This is a genomic window from Pigmentiphaga litoralis, assembly GCF_048632615.1.
Lineage (GTDB): Bacteria > Pseudomonadota > Gammaproteobacteria > Burkholderiales > Burkholderiaceae_B > Pigmentiphaga > Pigmentiphaga litoralis_B.
Genome location: NZ_CP184479.1, coordinates 5,427,253 through 5,448,222, shown reverse-complemented (window position 1 = coordinate 5,448,222; position 20,970 = coordinate 5,427,253). Strand labels below are relative to the sequence as shown.

Annotated in this window: 17 protein-coding genes and 1 pseudogene; 8 read left to right on the top strand and 10 right to left on the bottom strand. The window is 64.5% G+C overall.

Annotation, left to right across the window (positions count from 1 at the left end; translation table 11 throughout):
• Window positions 1–2: 2 nt before the first annotated feature.
• From mnhG to ACNANG_RS25205, 6 genes are read right to left on the bottom strand one after another with little or no spacing between them, the layout of a single operon-like run.
• The gene (mnhG, locus tag ACNANG_RS25230; protein WP_420225360.1) at window positions 3–398 is read right to left on the bottom strand and encodes a monovalent cation/H(+) antiporter subunit G; all 396 of its coding nucleotides are present in this window, start codon (window positions 396–398) and stop codon (window positions 3–5) included.
• On the bottom strand, window positions 395–673 hold the full coding sequence (locus ACNANG_RS25225) for a K+/H+ antiporter subunit F (RefSeq protein ID WP_420225359.1): 279 nt from the start codon (window positions 671–673) through the stop codon (window positions 395–397). The genes mnhG and ACNANG_RS25225 overlap by 4 nt, the downstream gene beginning before the upstream one ends.
• Entirely contained in the window at window positions 670–1,161 is a 492-nt protein-coding gene (locus ACNANG_RS25220) for a Na+/H+ antiporter subunit E (RefSeq protein ID WP_420225358.1), read from the bottom strand. Before ACNANG_RS25220 ends, ACNANG_RS25225 begins: the two co-directional genes overlap by 4 nt.
• Complete coding sequence (locus tag ACNANG_RS25215) at window positions 1,158–2,834, bottom strand: monovalent cation/H+ antiporter subunit D (RefSeq protein ID WP_420225357.1); 1,677 nt, start codon at window positions 2,832–2,834, stop codon at window positions 1,158–1,160. The genes ACNANG_RS25220 and ACNANG_RS25215 overlap by 4 nt, the downstream gene beginning before the upstream one ends.
• Window positions 2,831–3,172 carry a Na+/H+ antiporter subunit C gene (locus tag ACNANG_RS25210; RefSeq protein WP_420225356.1) on the bottom strand — a complete coding sequence of 114 codons (342 nt, stop codon included), beginning with the start codon at window positions 3,170–3,172 and terminating at the stop codon, window positions 2,831–2,833. The genes ACNANG_RS25215 and ACNANG_RS25210 overlap by 4 nt, the downstream gene beginning before the upstream one ends.
• Window positions 3,172–6,072: a monovalent cation/H+ antiporter subunit A gene (locus tag ACNANG_RS25205; RefSeq protein ID WP_420225355.1), complete on the bottom strand. Its 2,901-nt coding sequence runs from the start codon at window positions 6,070–6,072 to the stop codon at window positions 3,172–3,174. The genes ACNANG_RS25210 and ACNANG_RS25205 overlap by 1 nt, the downstream gene beginning before the upstream one ends.
• A gap of 503 nt (window positions 6,073–6,575) precedes the next feature.
• On the opposite strand from ACNANG_RS25205, the gene ACNANG_RS25200 reads away from it, so the two are divergent.
• The 4 genes and pseudogenes from ACNANG_RS25200 (at window position 6,576) to ACNANG_RS25185 (ending at window position 10,447) form a co-directional block, all read left to right on the top strand.
• Entirely contained in the window at window positions 6,576–8,180 is a 1,605-nt protein-coding gene (locus tag ACNANG_RS25200) for an ABC-F family ATPase (protein WP_420225354.1), read from the top strand.
• 327 nt (window positions 8,181–8,507) lie between these two features.
• Window positions 8,508–9,047: pseudogene (locus tag ACNANG_RS25195) on the top strand (substrate-binding domain-containing protein); the annotation flags it as partial.
• Between the two features lie 145 nt (window positions 9,048–9,192).
• Window positions 9,193–9,408 carry a SlyX family protein gene (locus ACNANG_RS25190; protein ID WP_420227661.1) on the top strand — a complete coding sequence of 72 codons (216 nt, stop codon included), beginning with the start codon at window positions 9,193–9,195 and terminating at the stop codon, window positions 9,406–9,408.
• Between the two features lie 421 nt (window positions 9,409–9,829).
• Window positions 9,830–10,447, top strand: coding sequence for an MAPEG family protein (locus ACNANG_RS25185; RefSeq protein ID WP_420225353.1), 618 nt, complete (start codon window positions 9,830–9,832; stop codon window positions 10,445–10,447).
• A gap of 149 nt (window positions 10,448–10,596) precedes the next feature.
• Here the strand turns inward: ACNANG_RS25185 and ACNANG_RS25180 are convergent, their stop codons facing one another.
• The 3 genes from ACNANG_RS25180 to purT all read right to left on the bottom strand — a co-directional run bounded on the left by ACNANG_RS25180 (window position 10,597) and on the right by purT (window position 15,156).
• Window positions 10,597–12,099, bottom strand: coding sequence for an MDR family MFS transporter (locus ACNANG_RS25180; RefSeq protein WP_420225352.1), 1,503 nt, complete (start codon window positions 12,097–12,099; stop codon window positions 10,597–10,599).
• Between the two features lie 323 nt (window positions 12,100–12,422).
• Complete coding sequence (locus tag ACNANG_RS25175) at window positions 12,423–13,901, bottom strand: cryptochrome/photolyase family protein (RefSeq protein WP_420225351.1); 1,479 nt, start codon at window positions 13,899–13,901, stop codon at window positions 12,423–12,425.
• 10 nt (window positions 13,902–13,911) lie between these two features.
• Window positions 13,912–15,156 carry a formate-dependent phosphoribosylglycinamide formyltransferase gene (gene purT, locus ACNANG_RS25170; RefSeq protein ID WP_420225350.1) on the bottom strand — a complete coding sequence of 415 codons (1,245 nt, stop codon included), beginning with the start codon at window positions 15,154–15,156 and terminating at the stop codon, window positions 13,912–13,914.
• Window positions 15,157–15,463: 307 nt separating this feature from the next.
• On the opposite strand from purT, the gene ACNANG_RS25165 reads away from it, so the two are divergent.
• The 4 genes from ACNANG_RS25165 (at window position 15,464) to ACNANG_RS25150 (ending at window position 19,766) form a co-directional block, all read left to right on the top strand.
• Complete coding sequence (locus ACNANG_RS25165) at window positions 15,464–16,456, top strand: tripartite tricarboxylate transporter substrate binding protein (RefSeq protein ID WP_420225349.1); 993 nt, start codon at window positions 15,464–15,466, stop codon at window positions 16,454–16,456.
• A 181-nt stretch (window positions 16,457–16,637) separates the two neighbouring features.
• A complete protein-coding gene (locus tag ACNANG_RS25160) occupies window positions 16,638–18,830 on the top strand; it encodes an aconitase X (protein ID WP_420225348.1) in 2,193 nt (730 codons plus the stop codon).
• Complete coding sequence (locus ACNANG_RS25155; protein WP_420225347.1) at window positions 18,827–19,360, top strand: aconitase X swivel domain-containing protein; 534 nt, start codon at window positions 18,827–18,829, stop codon at window positions 19,358–19,360. The genes ACNANG_RS25160 and ACNANG_RS25155 overlap by 4 nt, the downstream gene beginning before the upstream one ends.
• A 76-nt stretch (window positions 19,361–19,436) precedes the next feature.
• Window positions 19,437–19,766, top strand: a complete 330-nt coding sequence (locus ACNANG_RS25150; protein WP_420225346.1) for a PsiF family protein — start codon at window positions 19,437–19,439, stop codon at window positions 19,764–19,766.
• 152 nt (window positions 19,767–19,918) lie between these two features.
• Here ACNANG_RS25150 and epsC read toward each other — a convergent pair whose 3' ends face one another.
• Window positions 19,919–20,776, bottom strand: coding sequence for a serine O-acetyltransferase EpsC (epsC, locus tag ACNANG_RS25145; RefSeq protein ID WP_257022399.1), 858 nt, complete (start codon window positions 20,774–20,776; stop codon window positions 19,919–19,921).
• Window positions 20,777–20,970 lie beyond the last annotated feature (194 nt).

Here is a 20,970-nt window from a genome sequence, read left to right as displayed (position 1 = left end):
CGTCAGCTTTCTTCGTCGTGCGTGGGCCGGATCTCATTGGCGTCGTCATCGTCATGCTTGTGACGGGTCGGCACGTTCTTGCCTTCGCGTCGGTGCCGATACAACGCGGCGCGCGCCAGCATCATGGTGGTCACGGGGATTGTCAGCGTCAGGAACACCCATGCCAGCACTTCGTGAATGACGGGTCGCTCTTCCTGCAGGCTGAAGGCGATGATCGACGCCAGCAGAATGGTGCCCAGCCCCAGCGAACTGCCCATGGTCGGACCGTGCATGCGCTGATAGAAGTTGCGAAAGCGCCAGAGGCCGAGCGTTCCAATCAGCGTGACCAACCCTGAAACCACCAGCAGCAGCGACACGATGATTTCCGCCCACAACGGGAGTTGATGCGCCACGGTCATTCGATCACCTCTCCGCGCAGCAGGAACTTGGCCATGGCCACGGAACTGACAAAGCCCAGCAGCGCGATGAACAGGGCGGCTTCGAAGTACAGCGTATTGGCAAAGCGGATGCTCAGCACCAGCAGCAGCAGCATGGCGTTGATGTACAACGTGTCGAGCGCCAGCACGCGGTCCTGCGCCGCCGGGCCGCGCAACACGCGCAGCATGGCCAGCAGCATCGCAATGCAAAAGCAGGCCGACGCGAACAGGGTCGCGATGGAAAGAAGCGACGTCATTCAAAGATCTCCATCAGCGGTTTTTCGTAGCGGTCCTTGATGGACCGGATCGACGTCGCTTCGTCGGTCAGGTCCAGCACGTGCACGGTCAAAATGTCGCCGTCTTCCGAGAACTCGCTCCATACCGTGCCGGGCACAGCGGTCAGGATGACGGCCAGCGTGGAAAGTCCGTAGGGGTCCCGCAGGTCCAGGGGCACCTTGATGAAACCCGAATTGTCGCGGGCCTGCTTGCTGCCCAGGACGATACGCGCCACGGCAATGTTGGACAGGATGCTGTCCCAGGTCACGATCAGGAACAGCTTGATGATAAGGCCCGGCCGCTTTACCCGCGCCTTGGTGGGACGCAGCGATGACGTCAGCAGCGGCAGCGCAATGGCCAGAACGCCGCCCAGCACGATGTGCCCCAGCGCGATGGTCTGGTTCAGCAGCAGCCACATGATCAGCAACAATGCCGACATGAATGGCCAGGGAAGAATGCGCGCGATCATGGACGGGCCTCCAGGGTGACCTGACTGCCGGCCTGCGTGGCCGACTCGGTCAGTTGCCGGGCCGACAGCACGCTGCGGATATAGTCGTCGGGGGCGTGCAGGGCAGCGGCTGTCGCATCCATGTACCGCATGACGGGTTCCGCGCGCAGTGTGATGATCACGCAGAGCACCAGCAGCGCGGCGATCGGAAACGTCTCGATCACCCGCAGCCTGGGCACGGCCCGCCCCGACGGCGCCCAGAAAACGCGAATGCCGGTACGGGTCAGTGCGATCACCCCGGTCAGCCCGGTGGCGATTAGCAAGGCCAGCATTACCCAGGCCGTCGTGGTGATCTGGACGGTGGAATCCGGCGTGAGGCCGGTCGGATTCAGCACGTCGGTCAACAACGAAAACTTGGCAATGAAGCCCGACAGCGGCGGCATGCCGGTCAGCAGCAGCGTGCAGGCAATGAAGCTGAGGCCCAGAAAGGCCATGGCCGCCGGAATGGCCACGCCGACGTTGGTGTGGTCGTTGTCGTCATTGTCCGTGGGCAGGTCCAGGCCGAAGGCTTCGCGGGTGATCGCCAGCAGGTCCGAACTGAAGGTGCGGCTGCGTTCGACCAATTCCAGCAGCAGGAAGAAGGCGCCGAGCGCCAGCGTCGAGCTGAGCAGGTAGAACAATGCGCTGCCCGTGACCCCGACGCCGCCGAAACCGATGGCGGCCAGGAGCGTACCCGACGAGATGATCACGCTATACCCCGCCACCCGGCCCAGGTTCTGCGCCGCCAGCATGCCGATCCCGCCAAACCCCAGCGTGACCAGACCGGTATACAGCAGCCAGTCATGCCCGAAGCCCGCCGAATCGCCGGCATGGTCGCCGAACAGCAGCAGCGACAGGCGCAGCAGCACGTAGATGCCGACCTTGGTCATGATGGAGAACACCGCCGCGACCGGCGGGCTGGCGGCAGCGTAGGACGGCGGCAGCCAGAAGTTCATGGGCCAGGCGCCGCCCTTGATCAGGAAGGCCACCCCCAGAATGGCGGCGCCTGCCTCGAGCATGCTGCGATCGGTCGCGGCCACCTGGCCGATGCGCAAGGCGACGTCAGCCATGTTGAGCGACCCGGTAATGCCATAGATGATGCTGACGCCGATCAGGAACAGCATCGACCCGGTCAGGTTGATGGCGATGTAATGCAGACCCGCCTTGACGCGATCCGGTCCCGAACCATGCAGCAGCAGGCCATACGACGCCGCCAGCAGCACTTCAAAGAACACGAACAGGTTGAAGAGGTCGGCCGTCAGGAAGGCGCCGTTCAGACCCATCAGCTGAAACTGGAACAGCGAATGGAAATGCACCCCGGCCCGCTGCCAGCGCGCCACCGAGAACATCAGCGACGCCAGGCCCAGCACCGACGTGATCAGCAGCATGAGCGCCGACAGCCGGTCCGCCGCCAGCGCAATGCCGAACGGTGCCTGCCAGTTGGCGGGCAGGTAGACCGCGACCGACACCGGCACGCCGCTGTCGGCCTGGCGGAGCAGGGCGATTGCCACCGCCAGCATGGCAAGCGTCGACAGGCCGTTGAGCGATGCCTTGAACCAGGTCCGCCGTTCGCCCAGCAGCAGCATGAACGCACCCACTGCCATCGGCAGGACGATGGGCAGGACGATCAGATGATCCTTCAGAACGTCCATCATTCGACCTCCCGGCCATCGACGTGGTCCGTGCCGGTCAGGCCGCGCGACGCCAGCAGGACGACCAGGAACAGGGCCGTCATGGCAAAACCGATGACAATCGCGGTCAGCACCAGCGCCTGGGGCAGGGGATCCGCGTAGTGCTCCAGGGACAAGGGCCGATCCCCTCCGACGATGGGCAGTTGGTTGATCGACAGCCGGCCCATCGAAAAGATGAACAGGTTGACGGCATAGGAAATGAGCGACAGGCCCATGATGACCTGGAAGGTACGGGGCCGCAGCAGCAGCCACACCCCCGATGCGCCCAGAACCCCGATGGCGATACTGATGATGAGTTCCATCAACGGCTCCCTTCGGCGGCTGCCGTGTGCTGGATCGCGCGATGGCTACGGATCGATTGGTGGGCCAGCGCGGTCAGGATCAGCAGCGTGGCGCCGACCACGAGCGTGAACACGCCCAGGTCGAACAGGAAAGCACTTGGCAAGGGGACTTCGCCGACCCAAGGCAGGATGGGGTGCGCCGAATGCGAGGTCAGGAAGGGGTAGCCGAACAACCACGCGCCGGCGCCCGTCATCACGGCAAACAGCAGGCCCAGGCCGATCCAGCGCTGCGGATTGAGCTTCAGGTGGGCTTCGACCCAGGTCGTGCCACCCATCATGTACTGCAGGATCAAGCCGACCGACATCACCAGACCCGCCACGAAGCCGCCGCCCGGCAGGTTGTGGCCGCGGTTGAACAGGTAGATTGCAAACATGGCGATCACCGGCAGCAGCGCGCGCACCATGACGCCCGGCACCACCAGGTAGGCGGACGCGGCGTCATGGCCCGGTCCCGCCGTCGGCGACCGTTTGCCCTGATCGACCTGCTGATGGGGCAGTGCAATGCTCTCGGGCGCCGGCCGGAAGCGCCGCAGCAGCGCGTACACCGTCAGGGCCACGATGCCCAGCACCGTGATCTCGCCCAGGGTGTCGAAGCCGCGGAAATCCACCAGCAGCACGTTGACGACGTTGCCGCCGCCCCCGCCAGGCAAGGAATTGTCCAGGAAGAACTTGGCGATCGAATCGGGGTAGGGGCGCGTGAGCATCGCGTAGGCCAGCAGCGCCATACCGCCTCCCGCCGCCACGGCGATCGCGAAGTCGCGCACGCGGTGGAACCAGGCGCCCATAGGAGTGCGAATGCCCAGTTCCTTGGGTTCCTTGCGGCGGGGCAGCCAGCGCAGCCCCAGGAGGATCAGGATTGTCGTGACGACCTCGACCGCCAGCTGGGTCAAGGCCAGGTCAGGCGCGGACAGCCACGCGAACGTCACGCACGTGACCAGCCCGGCGCCGCTCAGCAGCGTCAGTGCCGCCAGCCGGTGGTACTTGGCCTGGTAGGCCGCGCCCACCGCGCACACGATGCCGATGATCCACATCAGCGCAAACACGGGGTCGATGGCCGACGGCGCGACGCTGCCGCGCACGTCGCCGGTGCCGTAAAGCGCCACGGTGCCCACCAGCAGGGCCATCAACACGATGCACAGCAGCTGCGTCTGCAGCCCGCGCGTGCCCGGGCCGCCGGTCAGCCGTTCCGCAAAGGCCGTGGACAACGCCATGACGCGGTCGAAACTGCGTTTGCCGCTCAGGCGATACAGCAGGGGCAGGCGTTCCACGGTGCTGAGCCGCAGTGTCTTTTGCAGTGTCATGTAGAGCAGGGCGCCGCCGCCCAGCGCGACGAAGCTCATGACCAGCGGAAGGTTGAACCCGTGCCAGATCGCCAGGCTGTAGTGCGGCACGTCATCGCCCAGGACGGCGCGCGCGGCGGTCGCCAGGAAAGGCGCGATCGTGTAGCTCGGGATAATGCCGACCAGCAGGCAGGCAAAGGCCAGCAGTTCGGCCGGGAACCGCATCCACCGCGGCGGCTCGTGCGGCGTCCGGGGCAGGTCCTTGGGGGGCGGGCCGAAAAAGACGTCATGCATGAAGCGCAGCGAATAGGCCACGCTGAAGGCGCCGGCGACCGTGGCCGCGATCGGCAGCGCGTACTTCATGCCGATGGCATCGCCAACCACCACGGCTTCGGTAAAGAACATTTCTTTCGAAATGAAGCCGTTCAGCAGCGGCACGCCCGCCATGGCCGCGCTGGCCACCATGGCCAAGGTGGCCGTGACCGGCATCAGGCGATACAGACCGCTGAGCTTGCGTATGTCGCGCGTGCCGCTTTCGTGGTCGATGATCCCTGCCGCCATGAACAGCGACGCCTTGAAGGTCGCATGGTTCATGATGTGGAAGATGGCGGCCACGGTAGCCAGCGGACTGCCCAGTCCAAGGAGCAAAGTGATCAGGCCCAAGTGGCTGATCGTCGAATACGCCAGCAGGCCTTTCAGATCCTGCTGGAAGATGGCGGCGTAGGCGCCCAGCAGCAACGTGCACAGGCCCGCGCCGCCGATGACCCAGAACCATTCATCGGTGCCGGCCAGCACCGGCCACAGCCGCACGAGGATGAAGACCCCGGCCTTCACCATCGTGGCGGAGTGCAGATAGGCCGAGACCGGCGTGGGCGCGGCCATGGCGTGGGGCAGCCAGAAGTGGAACGGGAACTGCGCGCTTTTGGTCAGCGCGCCCACGGCGATCAGCGCCAGCGCAGCGGTATACGAGGGATGCGAGCGGATCAGGTCGCCCGATGCCAGCACCACGTCCAGGTCGTAGCTGCCGACCACATGCCCCAGTACCAGGATGCCCGCGAACAGGCACAGCCCGCCCGCTGCGGTGACCGTCAGCGCCATGCGCGCGCCGCGTCTGGCGTCAGCCCGGTGGTGCCAATAGCCGATCAGCAGGAAGGACACCAGACTGGTCAGTTCCCAGAACAGCGCCAGCTGGATCAGGTTGCCCGACAGCACGATGCCGAGCATCGAGCCCATGAAAGCCAGAAAGAAAGAGAAGAAGCGAGGCACCGGGTCTTCCGGTGACATGTAGTAGCGGGCGTATAGCACCACCAGCAGACCGATCGCCAGCACCATCAGACAGAAGACCCAGGCAAGTCCGTCCATGCGCAGCGAAAAGTTGAGGCCGAGGGTGGGAAGCCATTCGGCCTCGTAACGGACAATGCCGCCGTAAGAGACATCGGGGTAGAACATCGCCACCTGGATGGTGCCGATCAAAGCAATCAAGCCGGCAAGCCAGGCTTCCCGATTGCGGGCGTTAGCGGGCAGAAGGCCCGCCAGAACACTGCCGATGAAGGGAAGGATGACAAGGGTCAATAGCGACATGTAGCGTGCTTCGCTCTTTGTAATTGTGAATGGATGGAAGTCCGGCGAACGCGCCCTGCGTCGCCCGCACACGGGCCCAGCGCAGCACCGCTCGCGTCGCGCATGGAAGCGGCGGCGGAATGGATGGGCGGACACGAAGGCGCGCACGACACGACCGATTGTGACAGCGTGCGGGGCGCGGCCCCCGGCGAACTGCCACTGCCCAATGGTAACAAACCCATCCGGCGATCTTCCGGGGCCACGCAAGAAAATGTGACAAAAACAGCCTGGCGATCTGCATGCAACACGCATGGATTGGCGCCTAGCTGATGCAATCTTCTGACAAGTTGTCGCGAAAACGCTTCGTTGGCGCACGTTGGTCCTGGCTTCCCCAAGCCTTGCCTTTCCGCCGGTGCCAAGCCTTGATACACTACCGGGTTGATCGATCGCCGCAGGCTGCGCTCCGCGCCACTTACGCGGCCCCTGTCCTGATCACACCGTCTTCCAGCGAGTCCATACCAGCCGTGATTTCTACCGCTAACCTAACCATCCAGTTCGGTCCCAAACCCCTGTTCGAAAACGTCTCGGTCAAATTCGGCGAAGGCAACCGATACGGCCTGATCGGCGCAAACGGCAGTGGCAAGTCGACGCTGATGAAAATCATTGGCGGCGACCTGGAGCCGACCGCGGGCAATGTGGCGCTGGAACCGAACACGCGTCTGGGCAAGCTGCGCCAGGACCAGTTCGCGTTCGAAGACGTGCGGGTGCTGGACGTGGTGTTGATGGGCCACGAAGAAATGTGGCAGGCCATGACCGAGCGGGACGCGATCTACGCCAATCCGGACGCGACCGACGACGACTACATGCATGCGGCCGAACTCGAAGCCAAGTTTGCCGAATATGACGGCTACACGGCCGAGGCGCGGGCAGGCGAGTTGCTGCTGGGCCTGGAAATCCCGGTGGAACAGCATCAGTTGCCGATGCGCGAGATCGCGCCGGGCTGGAAACTGCGGATCCTGCTTGCGCAGGCGCTGTTTTCGAGCCCCGACGTGCTGCTGCTGGACGAGCCGACCAACAACCTGGACATCAACACGATCCGCTGGGTCGAAAACGTGCTGAATGGCTATCAGTCGACGATGATCGTCATCAGTCACGATCGCCACTTCCTGAACCAGGTCTGCACCCACATGGCCGACCTGGACTATCGCGAAGTCCGCATCTATCCCGGCAACTACGACGACTACATGCTGGCGTCGACCCAGGCGCGCGAGCGCATCAGCGCCAGCAACAACAAGGCTAAGGAACGCATTTCCGACCTGCAGGACTTCGTGCGCCGCTTCTCGGCCAACAAGTCCAAGGCCCGCCAGGCCACGTCGCGCCTGAAGATGATCGACAAGATCAAGTCCGAGGCGATCGAGGTCAAGCCGTCGTCGCGGCAGAACCCATTCATCCGGTTCGAGCCGCTCAAGGTCATGCACCGCCAGGCCGTCGAAATCGAAAACCTGCGCAAGTCGTATGACGACAAGGTCGTGATCAAACCCTTCTCGGCCATGGTCGAAGCGGGTGAGAAGATCGCCATCATCGGGGCGAACGGCGTGGGTAAGACCACCCTGCTGCGCATGCTGGCCGGCGACCTGGAACCCAGCGGCGGCCGCCTGAAGTGGTCCGACAACGCCAACCTGGGCTACATGGCCCAGGACGTGTCCGACCAGTTCCAGACCGACGACAACCTGTTCGACTGGATGGGCCGCTGGCGCCTGGGCGGCGAAGACGACCAGACCCTCCGCTCCATCCTGGGCCGCCTGCTGTTTTCAAGCGACGACATCGTCAAGACCGTGCCGGTGCTGTCGGGCGGCGAAAAGAACCGCATGATGTTCGGCAAGCTGATGCTGACCAAGAACAACGTGCTGCTGATGGACGAGCCGACCAACCACCTGGACATGGAATCGATCGAATCGCTGCAGTTCGCGCTGGAAAAATTCCAGGGCACGCTGCTGTTCGTGTCCCATGACCGCGAATTCGTGTCTGGCCTGGCGACCCGGGTGATCGAAATCCTGCCGTCGGGCGAGATCGTCGATTACCACGGTCCGTACGAGGAATACCTGGCGGAGCGCGGCATCGAAGAATGATGCCTGCGTGAAGCCGCGGGGGTTAAGGGTGTCGGCCAGATCGGCCGGCGGCACCCTCAACGAACGCAAGACCTTGCAGCGACGCATGTAACGCCTGGCCGTACGAGAGACGGTCGGGCGTTTTACGTTATGGCTTCTTCGGATGGCCCTTGCTCGCACTGGATCGACATCAGCGCGCGCATGCGCGCTTCGGGGGCACGCACGTCGCAGCCGGCTTGCCGGCCTATGGTGTAATGCGAAGCCTTGCTGGCGCCGTGCTGTCCGACTGACGCAAGGCGCCCAACCATCCTCCGCGCAAGCGCTCAATTGATCACAGAAGGTGACTTCATGGCGACTCCCATCCGCATCCTTTCTTCCATGGCAACCAAAGCGCTGCTGGCCGACCTGGTGGCACGGTACCCGGCCGCCGCCGAGGTCGATGTCGAGCTGGTCTCGGTCGGGGGCGTCGAAGCCGCTCGGCGGGTCGAGGCGGGCGACGCGATGGACATCGTCGTGCTGGCCGCCAATGTCATCGATCAATTGACGGCGAAGGGACACATCGTGGCGGGCAGCCGTACGGACATCGTCAAGTCCGGCGTGGCGATCGCGGTCCGTGCAGGCGAACCGGCCGTCGACATCAGCTCCGAAGCGTCGGTCAAGGCAGCGATTCTGGCCGCTCGTTCGATCGGCTATTCCACCGGCCCGAGCGGCGTCTACCTGGCCAAGCTGTTCGACCGCTGGGGCATCACCGACCAGATCAAGGACCGCATCGTATTGGCGCCCCCAGGCGTGCCGGTAGGCGCCTTCATGGCCAAGGGCGAAGTCGACCTGGGCTTCCAGCAACTCAGCGAACTGATGCCGATCGAAGGCATCACCATCCTCGGTCCCATGCCGCCCGCCATTCAGCTGATGACGACGTTTTCGGGGGCCTTGCGGCGTCGAGCACGCAACCTGACGCCGCCAAGGCCTTGCTGGCGTACATGGTGTCTGCTGACACGGCAGGGATCAAGCACGATAACGGCATGGAGCCCGCGTGACCGACACGCAAGCGTTGGAACATCGGCTGAACGAGCTCGAGATCAAGGCGAGTTTTACCGAAGATTTGCTCGATCAGCTCAACGAAACGATCGTGCGCCAGCAAAAGTTGATCGAGCAACTGGCTCGCGAAGTGGCCGACCTGCGGCAGCAGGTGCCGGAAGGCGCCGCGCCGTTCCGCAGCCTGCGCGAAGAATTGCCGCCGCATTACTGACAGCTGCTCTTCGCAGCCTTCTGATCGTGCGAATGCCTGGCAGCCGCATCGCAGCGCTGGACCGATCGTCGGGAGGTGCAAGGGCAATCTGGCAGACTTGAGCCGAGCGCGCGAACGCCCGGAAGCCTCATCCTCATCCGCGCGGGTCACCCGACTGCGCCATCTGGCCGATCCGATGCATGCGCGATTTGCGGTCTACTGGCCGGGCTGTCAACTGCGAAACGCAGTCCGACGTCGCGCATCCCATGGTCGGCCCCCGTACGGCATGTTCCGCACCTGACGACCCCCGGCGCGACCCGAGACAGCTCCTATTCATGACGTGGCGGTGCGCCGGGCGCATCACCCGCACCTGCTACATCCGCCGCGCACTGGAGTCGCCGCTTTGAGAACGACCGCCACGCCCCCGCGCCGGACCTCCACGATGCGCCCGCCGCCAGACCGTCACACGACGGCCGTCACGCACCGGGCGGTCCAGCGAGGGGTGTTGCGCGGGATGGGCATCGGGATGGCAATCACGTTGCTGCTGCTGGTGCTGATGATCGCGCTGGCGCCCAGGGCCTTGCTGCCGCTGATCGGGCCGACGGCGTCGCTGGTTGCCGCCTTGCACTGGGCGCTGCTGCCGGTGTGGTGTCTGGCGATTGCAATCGGTGTGATGGCGCGGCACCGCTTCTTGCATGCGGAAGACATCGACGGGAGCGGGCTGGCCGGCAGTGGACTGCCCGGCGGCGGCATGACAGCCAGTCGCGGCATGACGGGTGGGAGCTGGACCGCCCGCATCTACCAGGCCATTCTGCAGAACACCCTTGAGCAGGTCGTTTTGGCGATTCCTACCTATCTGATCTGGGCAGTCACGCTGCCGCGCGAATGGCAGGCGGCAGTGCCCGCGGCAGCCATTCTGTTCGTTGTGGGGCGGATATTGTTCTGGCGAGGGTATTCGGGCGGCGCGCCGTCACGCGCGCTAGGCTTCGCGCTTACCTTCTACCCCACGCTGGTGCTGGCCCTGGTTGCGATCGTGGCGGCGCTGGTGGGACTGCGCTAGCTGGTCAAGTTGCCATCGCTGATCTGGCTGCCAAGGCTGGTCGGGCTGCTATCGCTGCGGGGGTTGCCATCGGTGCTCGGGGCGCCAAGGCTGGTCCGGTTGCCATAGCTGATCGGACTGTTATCGCTGATCTGGCTGCGCGTCGCCCTTTAATGCGCGGCGCCCGACGCCGCGTCGGCCGGCGCCTTGGCCCGCGCCCGGGATTCCGCCAGCGGCACCGGCGGGATCATCAGCATCACCACCACTACCAGAACCGACACCACCAGCATGGCGTAGAACGTGATGTGCAGGGATTGGTGCATGGCCTGCTGAACGGGTCCGCTGATGGCGGCCGCGCCTGCGGCGTTCTCCAGCACCTGCTTGAGCTGTTCAGAGGTGACGGCTGCGATGCCCGACGTGTGGGCCAGGCCGTAATTGAACACCGCGCCCAGCAAGGTCGCCCCCATCGTGCTGCCAAGATTGCGGGCGAACAGATTGGAGCCGGTGGCTGCGCCGCGCTCATTCGGCTCGACGATTTCCTGGACCAGCACCAGCGAACAGACGCCCATGAAACCCATGCCGAAGCCAATCACCAATGAGCCGAATCCGGCCAGCAGCGGACTGCTGTCGGGCTGAAGGAAGATGAAGACGAACACCCCCATTGGCACCAGCAGACTGCCGATGATCAGCATGCGGCGCAGGCCATAGCGCGGGAAGAGGCGAGCCGCAATGGTCGAGCCAACCGGCCAGCCCAGCATCACCATGGTCAGGGCCAGCCCCGCTACCACTGGCGTCCGGTGCATGACACCTTGCACATACATGGGCAGGAAGGTCGTTAGCCCCATGATGCACATGCTTCCAAAAACCATCGCGCCGTTGACGGCGGCAATTGGACGGCGGCCCCACAGCGCGAACGAAATCATCGGGTCCGCCGCCCGGCGCTCCTGCAGCACGAACAGCACCAGCAACACGACGAACGCTCCGGCGGCAGCCCAGGCGCGAACGTGTTCAGTGGTGCCAGCATCCGTCAGCGCGATCATGGCCGCCGCCACGGTAGCGGTGAACAGCGCGGCGCCCAAAAAGTCGATCGAGCTTTCTTTGCGTTTTGGTGTTTCGTGCAAGTACCTGATGAAGCCCCAGGCCGCGGCGATGCCAACCGGAATATTCATCCAGAAGATCCAGGCCCACGACAGTTTGTGGATGATCAGCGCACCCACCATCGGCCCCAACACCGCGGAGATCGCCCACACGCTGGCCAGCCAGCCCTGCACCTTCCCGCGCTCCCGGCCAGGAAACAGATCGGCGATGATGGTCATGACCACCGGCTGCACGGCCCCGGCGCCCACCCCCTGTATCAGGCGAAACACGATCATGGAGACCATGGACCATGCGTAGCCGGCCAGGATGGAGCCAATCAGGAAGATGGCAATGCCGAACAGCACCATCGGCTTTCGGCCGTACTGGTCGGACAGCTTGCCGAACACCACGGTCATGGCGGTCTGCGTGAGCAGGAATGACGCGAACACCCAGCTGTAATAGCGCAGCTCGCCCAGGTCGCCGGCGATCTGGGGCATGGCGGTGGCGACAATCGTCGCCTCGATGGCGATCATGCTCATCGACGCCATGATGGCTGCCACGACGAGCGGACGTGAGGTGGTGGGAGTCTGGGTCACGGGAGCGGTGGGTTGACGACGGAAAGTTGCTGGCGAAGGAAAGGGGGCTGACGAAGGAAAGGGGGCTGACGAAGGGAAGGGGCTGACGACGGAAAGAGGCTGAGGCTGCAAAGGTCACGGCCCCGGCCAACCGCCGCCCAAGGCCCCGGCCAACCGCCGCCCGAGGCACCGGCCAAGCGCCGCCTTGGGTCACGGTCACGGCCACTTGCCGCCCAGGGTGACAGCCACCGCCGACCGTTGGCTAGTGTAGATCAGGGCTTACCGTAGAGCAGACGGGCACGACAGGACGCAATCCGCCCGCCATCATGTCGCTGGCGCTTACCTCAATCGGACGCCGCCTCGTCCGGCATGCCCTTGCTGGCGCGCGCCGCCTTGAAGATCGCCAGCGCCTTCTGGCGGCGTTCGTCGTGGTCCACCACCGGCTTGGGATAGTGCTTGCCCAGCTCGATACCGTACTCGGCCAGTTTGGCCGTGTGTTCCCACGGCGCATGCAGATACTTGCCGGGTACGTCCTTGAAGACAGGCAGGAACCGTTTGATGAATTCGCCGTCGGGGTCGTAGCGCTCGCTTTGACGCGACGGGCTGAAGATCCGGAAGTAGGGCTGGGGATCGCAGCCGGTGGACGCCGCCCACTGCCAGCCCCCGTTGTTGGCTGCCTGGTCGTAATCAATCAGCGCCAAGGCGAAATAGGCCTCGCCCTTGCGGTAGTCAACCAGCAGGTCTTTGGTCAGGAATGAGGCCGTGACCATGCGCAGCCGGTTGTGCATATAGCCGGTGCCATTGATCTGTGCCATGGCGGCGTCTACCAGCGGATAGCCGGTTTTGCCGTCGCACCAGGCCTGGAACAGGCCGTCATCGTTTTCCCATTCCAGCGCCGTGTACTCTTCGCGATATGGACCGTCAACGGCGGTGGGGTGGTGGTACAGGAACTGGAAATAGAAGTCGCGCCAGATCAGCTCGCTCAACCAGGTTTCGGCGCCTTCCCGCGCTCCGCCCTTGCTGCCTTCGATGGCCTGCAGCGACGCTCGTACCAGGTGTCTGACGGACAGCAGCCCGAAGCGGTTGTACACCGACAGGTAGGACGTGCCGGGCACGGCTGGCAGGTCGCGCGACTGCCTGTAGCCACCAATGACTTTGGCTACAAAGCGGTCCAGACGTTTTTGAGCGCCGTCGGGCGTGGGTTCGGGATGCGGATCCGTGCTGGACAGTGGCGTAAAGCCCAGTGCTTCCAGGGTCGGCAGCTTGCCGCCGTCCACTTTCTTGAGCGACTGCAAATGATCCGTACTGGGCGCCTCGGCATGGTGCTCTGGCTTGAGCGCTTTGCGCCATGCGTTCTTGTACGGCGTGAACACAGTGTAGGGGCGGCCCTGCTTCGTCAGGATCTCGCTGCTGCCGAAAATGACGGTGTCTTTGAACAGACGCAGCGGAATGCCCATGGCATCCAGTGCATGGATCACGGCCGCGTCGCGTTCATGGGCGTCGGGTTCGTAATCTTCGTTCGTGAAGACCGCTGACGCGCCGAATTCCTTGACCAGGGCGGGGATCGCTTCGCGGCCCCGCGCGTGCCGCACCACCAGGTCCGACCCGGCCGCTTGCAGTCGGGTTTTCAGATCGGCGACGGCACCGTGAAGAAAAGCCACCCGCCGATCCTGTTCTGGCAGTTCGTCAAGGATGTCTTTGTCGAAAATGAACACGGGAACCACCGCATCGTTTTCGGTCAGGGCGCGAAACAAGCCGACGTTGTCGGCAAGACGAAGGTCGCGGCGGAACCAGAACAGCGCCAGCAGGGACGAGGATGCCATGGGACGATCCTCAGCCTTGGCCCTGGCCCTGCGCCGATTCGGGCGCCGCCCGGGGCGTCACCTTGGCCGATGCGGCCTTGGCCTTGGCACGGGCCGCGTCGGCCGTGTCCGCCACGGCGAGCGCAACCCCCATGCGGCGCTTGACGAACGATTCCGGTTTGCCGAACAGACGGATGTCGGTGCCTGGCTCGGCCAGCGCGGCAGCCACGCCATCGAATTGCACCGCCTTGGCATCGACGCCGCCGTAGATGACGCTGCTGGCGCCCGGCTGGCGCAAGGCGGTGGACACGGGCAGCCCCAGCAGGGCGCGGGCATGCAATTCGAATTCGTTCTGCGCCTGCGTGATCATGGTGACCATGCCCGTGTCATGGGGACGGGGGCTGACTTCCGAGAACCACACGTCATCGCCCGCAACGAACAACTCGACCCCGAAAAGTCCCAGTCCGCCCAGTTCGCCCGTGACCTTGAGGGCGATGTCGCGGGCGCGCTCAAGTGCCTTGTCTGCCATGGGCTGCGGCTGCCAGCTTTCGACGTAATCGCCGTCTACCTGGACATGCCCGATGGGATCGCAGAAATGGGTGTGCACCTGCCCGTCGGCCCCGACCGCGCGCACCGTCAGCAGCGTGATTTCGTAGTCGAAGCGGATAAAGCCTTCCACAATGACCCGGCCCGCACCGACCCGGCCGCCTTCCTGCGCATACCGCCAGGCCGATTCAATGTCTTGCGGGCCGTCCAGCCGGGACTGGCCTTTGCCTGACGACGACATGACCGGCTTGATGATGCATGGGTAGCCGATGTGATCCAGCGCGTCCCGCAATTCGTCCAGCGTGGCGGCGAAACGGTAGGGCGACGCAGGCAGTCCCAGCGTTTCCGCAGCCAGGCGGCGAATGCCTTCCCGATTCATGGTCAGCTGCGCGGCGCGTGCCGTAGGGGTCACCCGCGCGACACCGGCCGACTCCAGTTCGACCAGCAAATCGGTGGCAATCGCCTCGATTTCAGGAACGATGACGTGAGGCTTTTCCAGTTCGATCACGGCACGCAAGGCATCCCTGTCGGTCATGGAAATCGTGTGGGCCCGATGCGCGACCTGATGTCCCGGCGCGTTCGCGTACCGGTCCACGGCGATCACTTCGACGCCCAGGCGCTGCAGCGCGATGATCACTTCCTTGCCGAGTTCGCCCGATCCCAGAAGCATCACGCGGACGGCGGAAGGGGTGAGCGGAGTGGCAAGTGAGGGGAGGGTGGGCGTGGTCATGGGCAGGTCCTGGCAAGGCGGGGAACAAGGCTGCCAATGTACCGCGTCGTGCGTCGCTCTGCAGTCCGGTACAGGACGAAAACGTCCTGCCAGCGAGCTTTGTTACTCGGCCAACCATGCGTTCCGAATGGCTTACCTGGTGATCTCAAATTATTATGAAATCACGTTCCAGAATAATTGACTTCGTTGAGGCGGAGGATCAAAATCCTGTTCATTCGCTGGCAGGGACCTGACACAGGGGCCCTGGCCAGTCAGTCGATATAACAGGCGCTGAGCGCCGGCCGGGCCTTGCCTGGAAGGAGACACGATGAAAAGCATGCTGCGCGCCCTGGCCTGTGTGTCGCTTGGCCTGACCTCCCTGGCGGCGGGCACCGCGCCCGCGGTAGGCGCCACGCCCGCCGCCAAGGATTTCCCGTCGCGTCCGGTGACGCTGATCGTCCCGAACGCGCCGGGCGGCGCGATCGACATCCTTAGCCGCCTTGTCTCCGAACAACTCACGAAAAGCTGGGGCCAGCCGGTCGTGGTCATGTACAAGCCCGGCGCCAATACCGTCGTCGGCACCGACTTCGTGGCCCGGTCGGAACCCGACGGACAGACCATCGGCATGGTAGTGACGTCGCACGTCATCAATCCGGCAATGCGGCCCAAGATGCCGTTTGACACGGTCAAAGACCTGGCCGGCGTGTCATTGATGGCCACCTCGCAGATCGTGATCACCGCAACGCCGTCGTTCCCGGCCAATTCGATCGCCGATGTGATCGCCATGGCCAAGCAGTCGCCCGGCAAGCTCAGCTACGCATCGCCCGGTAGTGGCAGCTCCATGCACCTGACCGGCGAACTGCTCAAGACCGAGACATCGATCGACATGCTGCATATCCCGTACAAGGGAAGCGGGCCGGCCTACACGGAAGTGATGGCGGGACGCGTGCCCTTGCTGATCGACCCGCTGTTTTCGTCGATGCCTTACATCAAGGCCGGCAAGTTGAAAGCGCTGGCGGTGGCGGGCGCGCAGCGGGATCCGAGCGCACCCGACATTCCCACGGTGGCCGAGGCCTTGCCGGGCTTCAATGTCCAGAGCATGTTCGGGCTGGTCGTGCCGCGTGCGACGCCGCCGGATATCGTCGACAAGATCAGCAAGGACGTTGCCAGCGTGCTGGCCACTCCGGAATTCAAGAAGCGTCTGAACGACATTGGCATGACGCCGGTGGGCAATACCCCCGCTCAGTTCGATGCGTATATCAAGACGGAAATGGCCAAGTGGGCCAAGGTCGTCAAGACGACGGGAGCCGTGGCCGACTAAGACACCGCCAGGCCGGACCTCTGACGTCAACCCGGGCCACGCGCCGGTTGGGAGGACAGGAATGTCCTGCCCCCGATCGCAAGGGTACACCGCCTTTCTATAATGTCGGCACGATGAGAAGTGCGCATCGTTCCCTTTTGTAGATCGGCACGTCCGCCCCGGCGCGCCGCCCATGGAGACCATGATGGCATCACGCGGCAAGACTTCCCCCGGCGCCCCGCCAACTGGCGATACCGACGACAGCCCCTCGGGCGCCACGGTGTCGGCACTGGAGCGCGGCATTGCGGTGTTGCGGTGTTTCCGGGAAGACGTGCGTGATCTGAGCAATGCGGAACTGGCGCGGATGACCGGCATCCCCAAGCCTACCGTGACGCGCCTGGCCACGACCCTGGTGGCCTTGGGCCTGATGAAGCAGGCCGCCGGGACTGAGCGTTTTTCACTGAGCGCCGGCGTCGTGTCGCTAGCGCAGGCCTTCCTGGGCGGCATTGACCTGAGGGCGTTTGCCCGTCCGCACATGGCCGCGTTGGCGGATCAGGCCAATGGCGCGGTGTACCTGGGCGTTCGGGACGGCCTGGACATGGTTTTGGTTGAAACCGCGTCCCCTCGCGCCGCGCTGTTGCTGGCGCGGCTGCGGGTGGGATCGCGTTTCCCGATGGTGAGTTCGGCGCTGGGCCGCGCGTATGTCAGCGCCGTCAGCGACATCCGCGACCGCGAGCGGCTGGAAACCCGGTTGCGCGACGCGGCGGGTGAAGACGAATGGCGGCGTCTGAACGCGGGCTACACCCGCGCCAGGGATGATGCCGAAAGGCACGGCTACTGCATGTCGCTGGGTGAATTCCATCGCGACATCCATTCGGTGGCCGTGCCGCTGGTCATACCGGGCGGCGAAATCGTGGCCCTCAATTGTGGCGGCCCGTCGTTCCTGTTTTCCGAAGCGCATCTTCGGCAGGACGTCGCGCCAATGTTGCTGGCGACCGCAAACGCGATCGCCAGGGAAGTGGGGGCTTCGTGCCGACCCCGGGTCACGCGTCCAGCGCGGCCTAGACGCGGCGTCCGCCTGAGGTGTGGCGCCGCGCATTCAGGAGGTGTTATGAGACTGACCGATCACGAGCAGGCCATGTACGACGGCGAACACGGCATCGCCAAACAGAAGGCCATGGACTTGCTGGTGCGCTATGGCAATGCCCTGGGGGCGGAACGGCTGGTCGATACCCGCAACGTCGCCGGCACGATCGGCGCGACCACGCCGTTCATGCGTAAATACGCCGACGAGGCCGGTGGCCTGGACGCCGTCTTTTCGGAATTCAACCTGGATTCGCGCGAGGTCGTCCGCATCCCGAAGGTATCGGTGTACAGCAGCCACCTGCAGCAGGGCATCGACCCGGAACATGCGCCCGAGCAGGGCGTCGGCGAAGAGGTGGTGCGCATCTTCCGCAAGGGGGACGCCTACAGTGCGGGCTTGGGCGTGCAACTGCTCAATACCTGCGCGCCTTACCAGGTCGGCAACTTGCCGGCGCGCGGCGAACACTGCGCGTGGATGGAATCGTCCGCGGTGATCTACATCAACGCGGTGCTGGGCGCGAAATCCAATGCCGAAGGCCGCGAAAGCACGGGTGCGGCGATGCTGACCGGCAAGATTCCCTACTGGGGCTACCACATCGACGAGAACCGGCGCGGCACGCATGCGGTCGAGGTGGACGTGCCTATCGAAAGCATGTCGGACTGGGGCATGCTGGGCTACTTCGTGGGCGATCGCGTGCAGGATCGTGTTCCCGTCATAACCGGCATCGGCCAGGCACCGAACATGGTCCGCCTCAAGCACTTTGGCGCCGCGGCCGCGTCGTCAGGCGGGGTGGAGATGTACCACATTCCGGGATACACCCCCGAAGCGCCAACGGTGGACGCCGCGTTCGGAGGCAACCGCCCCATTGAACGTTTCGTGTTTGGCCGCAAGGAACTGCGCGAGACGTATGAAAACCTGAATGCGACGGCGTCGGACGCCGAGGTGGATTTCGTGATGCTGGGCTGCCCGCACTACAGCATCGAACAGATCTGGGAAGTGTGCCAGCTCCTGGAAGGACGCAAGGTGCACGTCAATTCCAACCTGTGGATCTTCACGCCGCGCGCCACCAAGCAGATCTGCGACCAGAACGGCTATACACGCATCATTACCGAGGCGGGCGGCTTTCTGATGTCGGACACCTGTTCGGCCCTGGGACGGGTCATGCCGAAGGGGGTAAAGGTGGCGGCGGTGGATTCGGCCAAGCAAGTCCATTATCTGCCCGCCATCATGGGCATCCAGGCATGGTTCGGTTCGACCGCCGACTGCATCGATGCGGCCGTGACCGGACGATGGAACGGAGGCCTGCGATGAACTCGAATCTTCCACCCGCCATGACGTCTTCGCCTGACGCTGGCTTGACCCGCCACGGCGGTTCGAACGCCGGGCCAGACGCAGCCCCGACGCTGACCCTGCGCGGCCGCCCCATCGTTGGCGGCATTGCGGAAGGGGAAGCGCTGGTCACCCGCGAACGGATTTCAGGCTGGGGCGGCATCGACCCCCGCACGGGCACCGTCATTGAAACCCGCCATGAACTGCGCGGCGTCTCGTTCGCGGGCAAGGTGCTGGTTTTTCCGGGCGCCAAGGGATCGTCGGGCTGGTCGGGCCAGTTCCATATCGCGCGCATTGCCGGTGTGGCGCCCGCCGCCATGCTGTTCAACGAGATGACCACCAAGATGGCGCTGGGCGCCGTGGTCACGCACGCGCCGTCGGTCACGGACTTCGATCAGGACCCCTTGTCCGTGATCGAAACGGGTGATTGGGTACGCGTTGACGGCGAGACAGGCACGGTCACCATCACCAGACGCAAAGACCGACGCGACCTGCCCCTTCAGCACGGTTGAGCTTTACGGAGCCGAGGCACATAATGCCCCGATCCGGTCAGCCATCCCGCGCGGGCCGCGGTCTCTGGAGCAGGCAATGAAGCAATATCTTGCGATGGGCGTAAAGCAAGGACTGGTGGCCGGGGCGCTGTTCGGCGCGATGCTGGCCGGACCTCTACACGCGCAGACGGCCGGGGCGGCCGACCCCGCTGCAAAGCCCAAGACCGCGCAGCAGACCAAAATGGCCGAATGCAATGTGCAGGCCAAAGGCAAGAAGGGTGACGACTACAAGGGCTTCATGAGCGAGTGCCTGAAAGCCAAGCCCATGACGTCTCAGGAACGCATGGCGTCCTGCAGCAAGCAGGGCGCGGGTCGCAAGGGCGATGACTACAAAAACTTCGTCAGCGCGTGCATGAAGGCCGGCTAGCTCGGCATGCGTGGGCTGGCCGATATCCAGGCCCGCTCAAGACCTGCGGCAACGCATGCGTCACGCGTTGCGGCTGAAGTCAGCCGGCCGCGCCGGGCCAGGAAGGCATCGCCAGGGGCGTCGGCTCGCCCCGGTTCCGCCATCAAAGCGTTTCAGCTTTCCGGGCATTCCTGGTGGCTGCTGGCCTGGGTCACGTGGCTGCCGGCCGGCACGCTGCGTGTCAGCCACACATTCCCGCCGATCGTCGATCCCTTGCCGATCGTGATGTTGCCCAGAATGGTCGCGCCGGCGTAGATCACGACGTCGTCTTCGACATGGGGGTGACGGGGCAGCCCTTTCTGGAGCGCGCCCGTCTCGTCGGTGGGAAAGCGCTTGGCGCCCAGCGTCACGGCCTGGTAGAGCCGCACCCGATTGCCGATCACGGCCGTTTCGCCGATCACGACCCCCGTGCCGTGGTCAATGAAGAAAGCGCTGCCGATCTGTGCGCCCGGGTGGATATCGATGCCCGTTTGCGAATGCGCAATTTCGGCCACGATCCGCGCCAGCAACCGCGCGCCGCGGCGATACAGTTCGTGCGCCAGCCGATGATGGATCAGCGCCACCACGCCAGGATAGCAAAGCAGCACTTCGTCCACGCTGCCCGCGGCCGGATCGCCATAGAAAGCGGCTTCGACGTCGCTGTCCAGCAAGGCCCGCACACGCGGCAGGCTGGCCGCGAAATCATGGACGATGGCAATCGCCTGCTGTTCCACGTCGGGGGACGGCGAACCTAGCGTGCGGTGTTCGTAACGCAGCGCCAGCCGCACCTGTTCAAGCAAGCGATGCAAGGCCGCATCAAGCGTATGGCCCACGTAATAGTCTTCGCTGCTTGGGCGCAGATCGGCCGGGCCCAGACGCAAGGGAAAGAGGGCGCCGCGAAACGCCGCAACGATCTCGCGCAACACGTCGGTCGAGGGCAGTTCGCGCGCACCAGGTTCGATACGGCGCTGCTGGGCGGACCGCCACTTCATGCGTTCGGCGCGCAGATCGGCCACGATCTGCTCCAGCGGCCACAATGGCACGGCTTCCGGACGCGCCTGCGGGGCGGTATCGGGTAGGGACGGCGGTGTCGAAAGATCGGTCATGGTGTATTGCTCGCAAGGGACGGCAGCCACGGCCGTCGGTACGATGGATATCGACGATATATAGCACAGCGGGACCGGCA

Coding starts and splice junctions, on each gene's coding strand:
- mnhG (WP_420225360.1), bottom strand. CDS start 398: ATGACCGTGGCGCATCAACTCCCGTTGTGGGCGGAAATCATCGTGTCG.
- ACNANG_RS25225 (WP_420225359.1), bottom strand. CDS start 673: ATGACGTCGCTTCTTTCCATCGCGACCCTGTTCGCGTCGGCCTGCTTT.
- ACNANG_RS25220 (WP_420225358.1), bottom strand. CDS start 1,161: ATGATCGCGCGCATTCTTCCCTGGCCATTCATGTCGGCATTGTTGCTG.
- ACNANG_RS25215 (WP_420225357.1), bottom strand. CDS start 2,834: ATGATGGACGTTCTGAAGGATCATCTGATCGTCCTGCCCATCGTCCTG.
- ACNANG_RS25210 (WP_420225356.1), bottom strand. CDS start 3,172: ATGGAACTCATCATCAGTATCGCCATCGGGGTTCTGGGCGCATCGGGG.
- ACNANG_RS25205 (WP_420225355.1), bottom strand. CDS start 6,072: ATGTCGCTATTGACCCTTGTCATCCTTCCCTTCATCGGCAGTGTTCTG.
- ACNANG_RS25185 (WP_420225353.1), top strand. CDS start 9,830: ATGCGCCCGCCGCCAGACCGTCACACGACGGCCGTCACGCACCGGGCG.
- ACNANG_RS25175 (WP_420225351.1), bottom strand. CDS start 13,901: ATGGCATCCTCGTCCCTGCTGGCGCTGTTCTGGTTCCGCCGCGACCTT.
- purT (WP_420225350.1), bottom strand. CDS start 15,156: ATGACCACGCCCACCCTCCCCTCACTTGCCACTCCGCTCACCCCTTCC.
- ACNANG_RS25165 (WP_420225349.1), top strand. CDS start 15,464: ATGAAAAGCATGCTGCGCGCCCTGGCCTGTGTGTCGCTTGGCCTGACC.
- ACNANG_RS25160 (WP_420225348.1), top strand. CDS start 16,638: ATGATGGCATCACGCGGCAAGACTTCCCCCGGCGCCCCGCCAACTGGC.
- ACNANG_RS25155 (WP_420225347.1), top strand. CDS start 18,827: ATGAACTCGAATCTTCCACCCGCCATGACGTCTTCGCCTGACGCTGGC.
- ACNANG_RS25150 (WP_420225346.1), top strand. CDS start 19,437: ATGAAGCAATATCTTGCGATGGGCGTAAAGCAAGGACTGGTGGCCGGG.
- epsC (WP_257022399.1), bottom strand. CDS start 20,776: ATGAAGTGGCGGTCCGCCCAGCAGCGCCGTATCGAACCTGGTGCGCGC.